The sequence below is a fragment of the Myroides sp. LoEW2-1 genome, assembly GCF_009767705.1.
Lineage (GTDB): Bacteria > Bacteroidota > Bacteroidia > Flavobacteriales > Flavobacteriaceae > Flavobacterium > Flavobacterium album_A.
Map to the genome: position 1 here is coordinate 1 of NZ_WSPP01000300.1, position 3,739 is coordinate 3,739.

The following is a 3,739-nucleotide window of genomic DNA, read 5'->3' on the forward strand; positions in this document are numbered from 1 at the left end:
TGCGGATGCAAAAGTAGTATCTTTTACGCTACTTCCAAACTTTATAACGCCTTTTTTTAAAGGTTTTTTTCGGAGTAACGATAACTACCTATTATGATACACATTACAAGTAAAACTTTCTTTAGTATTTCTGATATCCCCCCTTCCCTACCTTACTTACACCAGTAATAATGCATTTATCTCCTTCAACAAGATTCTTTATACTATATCAAGATTCTTTATACTATATATAGTATAGTACATACCTAAATACTTCGATATAATACAGGTGCCAATAACCAAATACAAGAAAACAAATCACACTCTATTAAATAGTGAAAACAAAAAATGAGGACAAGTCCTCATTTTTTAAAAGAAAGTAATAGCAAAACTATAAAGCTATACCTATCCTATATAATTAAACTTTAAAAAGATGTAGTAATACCTATAGTAAGTCCAGCCGCTTCTGTTACATAACGACAAACACCTCCTACACACATTAAACCGCCTCTTTGTCTACCGTAAGCAGCAGAAACACGAGTAACACCTTTTGTAAAACTAGCTCCAAAATTATAGTAATGAATTTTGTTATCTGAATCATCATTCCCATAATTATACATGTCACTACCAAAAAAAGACCATTTACTGTTTAGTGCAAATTCCAAAGTACCTGCCATCCAATTCTTATTATCAGCATCCGCCCACATATGTTGTAATTCCATTCTAACAGATTTATCATCCAAGAATTGATAAGTTGTTTCAGCACTCACAATATTTGTATTGATATTTTCCATTTTACCAAGTAATACAGGAGCATTATAGAATTGATTCAAATACATAAAGACAGAAGACCATTGTTTAGACCATTTCTTTCTAACTTCAAAGCCAAGATCTCTATAATACTTTTCTCCAAAACCAATAAACTCGTTACTTACATCCCCTTCAAAGAAATTAACTTCAGATTTTAGTCCAGCCCAATACGCACCATTAACTGTTAAGTTCATTCCATACGCACCTCCCAGAGAAGTACCTTTCTTAAACTCATAATAAAAATCAAATTGTCCTCCGATCTCTCCTGTCTTACCAGCCATCAAATCAATATTAGACTGCGCTTGGTATACATATATATTCTGTAAAGAATAATCATACTGTTTAGTCAATGCAGGAACATAATTCATAATCCCCTTAAAATAATCATTCCCCAAGAATTCACGTTCAGAGAAAATCCCCATATTCTCAATTCTTCTGAAATTAACATCCAAAGACATACCCTTTTGAGTAAAACCAGTATTAATTAACAAAGCATTACCATCATACTTACTCCCCTCATCAATCATAAAATTCTGAACTAAACAATCAGAGGCCTTAGTTACATACTCAGCACCAATATAAAACCCTTTAAAAGCGTAATCAGCTCTAAAAGAATAACCACTATTAAATCGATCTAAATCATCATACTCGTCGTTTTTATTAAAATTTCTACCTAAGAAACTAGCCCCTAAACTCAGTGTATGTTCATCCCATCCAGCTAAGTCATCAATACTAACACCAATATCGGCACCAAACAAAAAAGACTTAGACAAATCAAACCCCATTCCGACTCTCTGTCTACCACCGAAAACAGTAACTTTCCCCCAGTTATCTACACTATACTTAGCATTAACTCCAAAAATAGCATTATTGACACCTAATTGCTTGTCTTCCCAAGCTCTAAAAAGCAGACCACTACCAAATTGATCATAAAAATGACCAGCCGTAACATCGATTCCCTTTTCTACATTATTATATCTAGCATAGATAGTACCAATGCTAACTTTATCATAGTCTGGTGAGTAATTAAGCATCGCTTTAGGGGCATATCCCTCTAATTGAGTCCCAAAGGTCCAATTTTTAAAATCGTAATCCACTTTCAAGTATGAATTTGAACGAAAACGATCTTCTGCTTCAATAGGAGCAAGCTTGATTTTTTTATCATCAATATACCATTGAGAATTATTCTCAAAACCAACTCTAATCTGTGAATAAGAGTTAGTAACTCCTAATGCAATCCCTAAAAATAGTAATATACGTTTCATAGGCTATTTCTTTAATGCAGCTTTGACCTGCTTGAACAATTCTTTCTCTACTCCTGGTGTATAACTAGTGTGTTTATAAACGATCTTACCTTTATATACAACCAAAGTATAAGGAACATTAGCAACATTCATCGCTCTTTTCAAGTTGTGATTATCATCTAAAAGGACTTGATAATCCCATCCTTTACCATTAACTAAAGGTTTTACGCGTTTAACAGACTTAGCATCATCAATAGAAATAGCAATAAGTTCAACCCCCGTTTCTTCTTGCCATTCGTCATAAACATCATTGATAGCAGCTAATTCTTTCAAACATGGACCACACCATGTTGCCCAAAAGCTAATAATAACAGGATTTTCGCCTTTTCCTAATTCGCTAATATTAACTTCTTTTCCATTCAAGTCCTTTAAAGAGATACTTGGTAGTTCCGATTGCTGTGAAAAAACAAAGATTGGAAACGCAAAAATTAAAAAAACAAATAATTTCTTCATATCTATAAGATTAATTGATTAATTATCGTAAATATATATGAATTAACTAAACTTTTTGTGTACATTTAAAAAAAATAATATTTATTTTTACACACAAATCAACCAAAAAACACATTAAAAATGAAAAAAAGAAACCTATTTAAGTTTGCAATGTTATTTGCTTTATTCACGGCATTTTTAACATTCACGTCTTGTTCAAGCGATGACAACACAAAAGAAAAAGACGAGATTATCGATCCGAAACCAGATCCAGATCCAACTCCAAATCCAGATCCAAAAGAAACAAACTTCTTCAAACACAAAACACTAGTAGAAGATTATACCTCTGTTGGATGTCCTGCATGTCCTTATGCAGCATTTATACTTGACGAGTTGCAAACAACGAGTATAAAAGATAAAATCATTACTGTAACGGTACACGATGATTATGGAAGTACAAAAGATCCCTATCGTTTAAAAAACATCAATGATTATGTTAAGCTAATGAAACCAAAGTTTCTACCATCAATATACTGGGTAAGAGATTCTAAAGCATGGGCTTTACAAAATAATTTCATAGATGGAGAAGATACTTCAAACGGACCACGTTACTTTATTAATCAAGATGCTGTTCTTGGTGCAATAGAAAAGTTGAATATCATTAAGGAGAAATCTAATATTGGAATAAAAATAGAATCTCAATTGACAAAAACTGCAGGAGAAGTTAAGGTATCACTGCAATTCACAAACGATATCAATGAAGAATTAAAATATGTCGTTTACCTAATAGAAGATGATCTAAAATACAAACAAGCGAACTCAACACCATTATACGGAAACAACACTGGAAAAGGAAGATGGGAAAATAATTTTATGCACCAACATGTTTTACGTGCAGCTAACAATTTTGCAGGGATAAAAGTAGCAGCAAACGAAACAATAAAAGCAAAAGAATTTAAAACTACTGTAGCTTTAGAAAACTACACTTTAGACAATTTAGAAAAAACATCAGTAGTTGTAGTAATACTAGATAAAAATGGTAAAGCCTTAAATGCTCAAATAGCAAAAGCAAATACTACACAAGATTACGAAATCGTAAAATAGCAAAAAGCCGGATCAATCTCAAAAGTTGTGTGTGAATTAAAAACTACAGATCTTTGTAATAATAAATAATAACCGTGGAAAACTATATTGAGTTTGTAAAAATGATTTTA

3 protein-coding genes are annotated in these 3,739 nt (G+C 32.1%); 1 reads left to right on the forward strand and 2 read right to left on the reverse strand.

What is annotated here, in order from left to right:
* Nucleotides 1–404: 404 nt before the first annotated feature.
* A complete protein-coding gene (locus tag GOQ24_RS14875) occupies nucleotides 405–2,054 on the reverse strand; it encodes a DUF6029 family protein (protein WP_155093436.1) in 1,650 nt (549 codons plus the stop codon).
* Between the two features lie 3 nt (nucleotides 2,055–2,057).
* The gene (locus GOQ24_RS14880) at nucleotides 2,058–2,546 is read right to left on the reverse strand and encodes a TlpA family protein disulfide reductase (RefSeq protein ID WP_155093437.1); all 489 of its coding nucleotides are present in this window, start codon (nucleotides 2,544–2,546) and stop codon (nucleotides 2,058–2,060) included.
* A 120-nt stretch (nucleotides 2,547–2,666) separates the two neighbouring features.
* Here GOQ24_RS14880 and GOQ24_RS14885 point away from each other — a divergent pair, with 120 nt between their 5' ends.
* Nucleotides 2,667–3,629 carry an Omp28-related outer membrane protein gene (locus tag GOQ24_RS14885; RefSeq protein ID WP_160340045.1) on the forward strand — a complete coding sequence of 321 codons (963 nt, stop codon included), beginning with the start codon at nucleotides 2,667–2,669 and terminating at the stop codon, nucleotides 3,627–3,629.
* Nucleotides 3,630–3,739 lie beyond the last annotated feature (110 nt).

Bases quoted from the DNA above. Each gene is read 5' to 3' on its own strand.
- GOQ24_RS14885 (WP_160340045.1), top strand. From the start codon at position 2,667: ATGAAAAAAAGAAACCTATTTAAGTTTGCAATGTTATTTGCTTTATTC.
- GOQ24_RS14875 (WP_155093436.1), bottom strand. From the start codon at position 2,054: ATGAAACGTATATTACTATTTTTAGGGATTGCATTAGGAGTTACTAAC.
- GOQ24_RS14880 (WP_155093437.1), bottom strand. From the start codon at position 2,546: ATGAAGAAATTATTTGTTTTTTTAATTTTTGCGTTTCCAATCTTTGTT.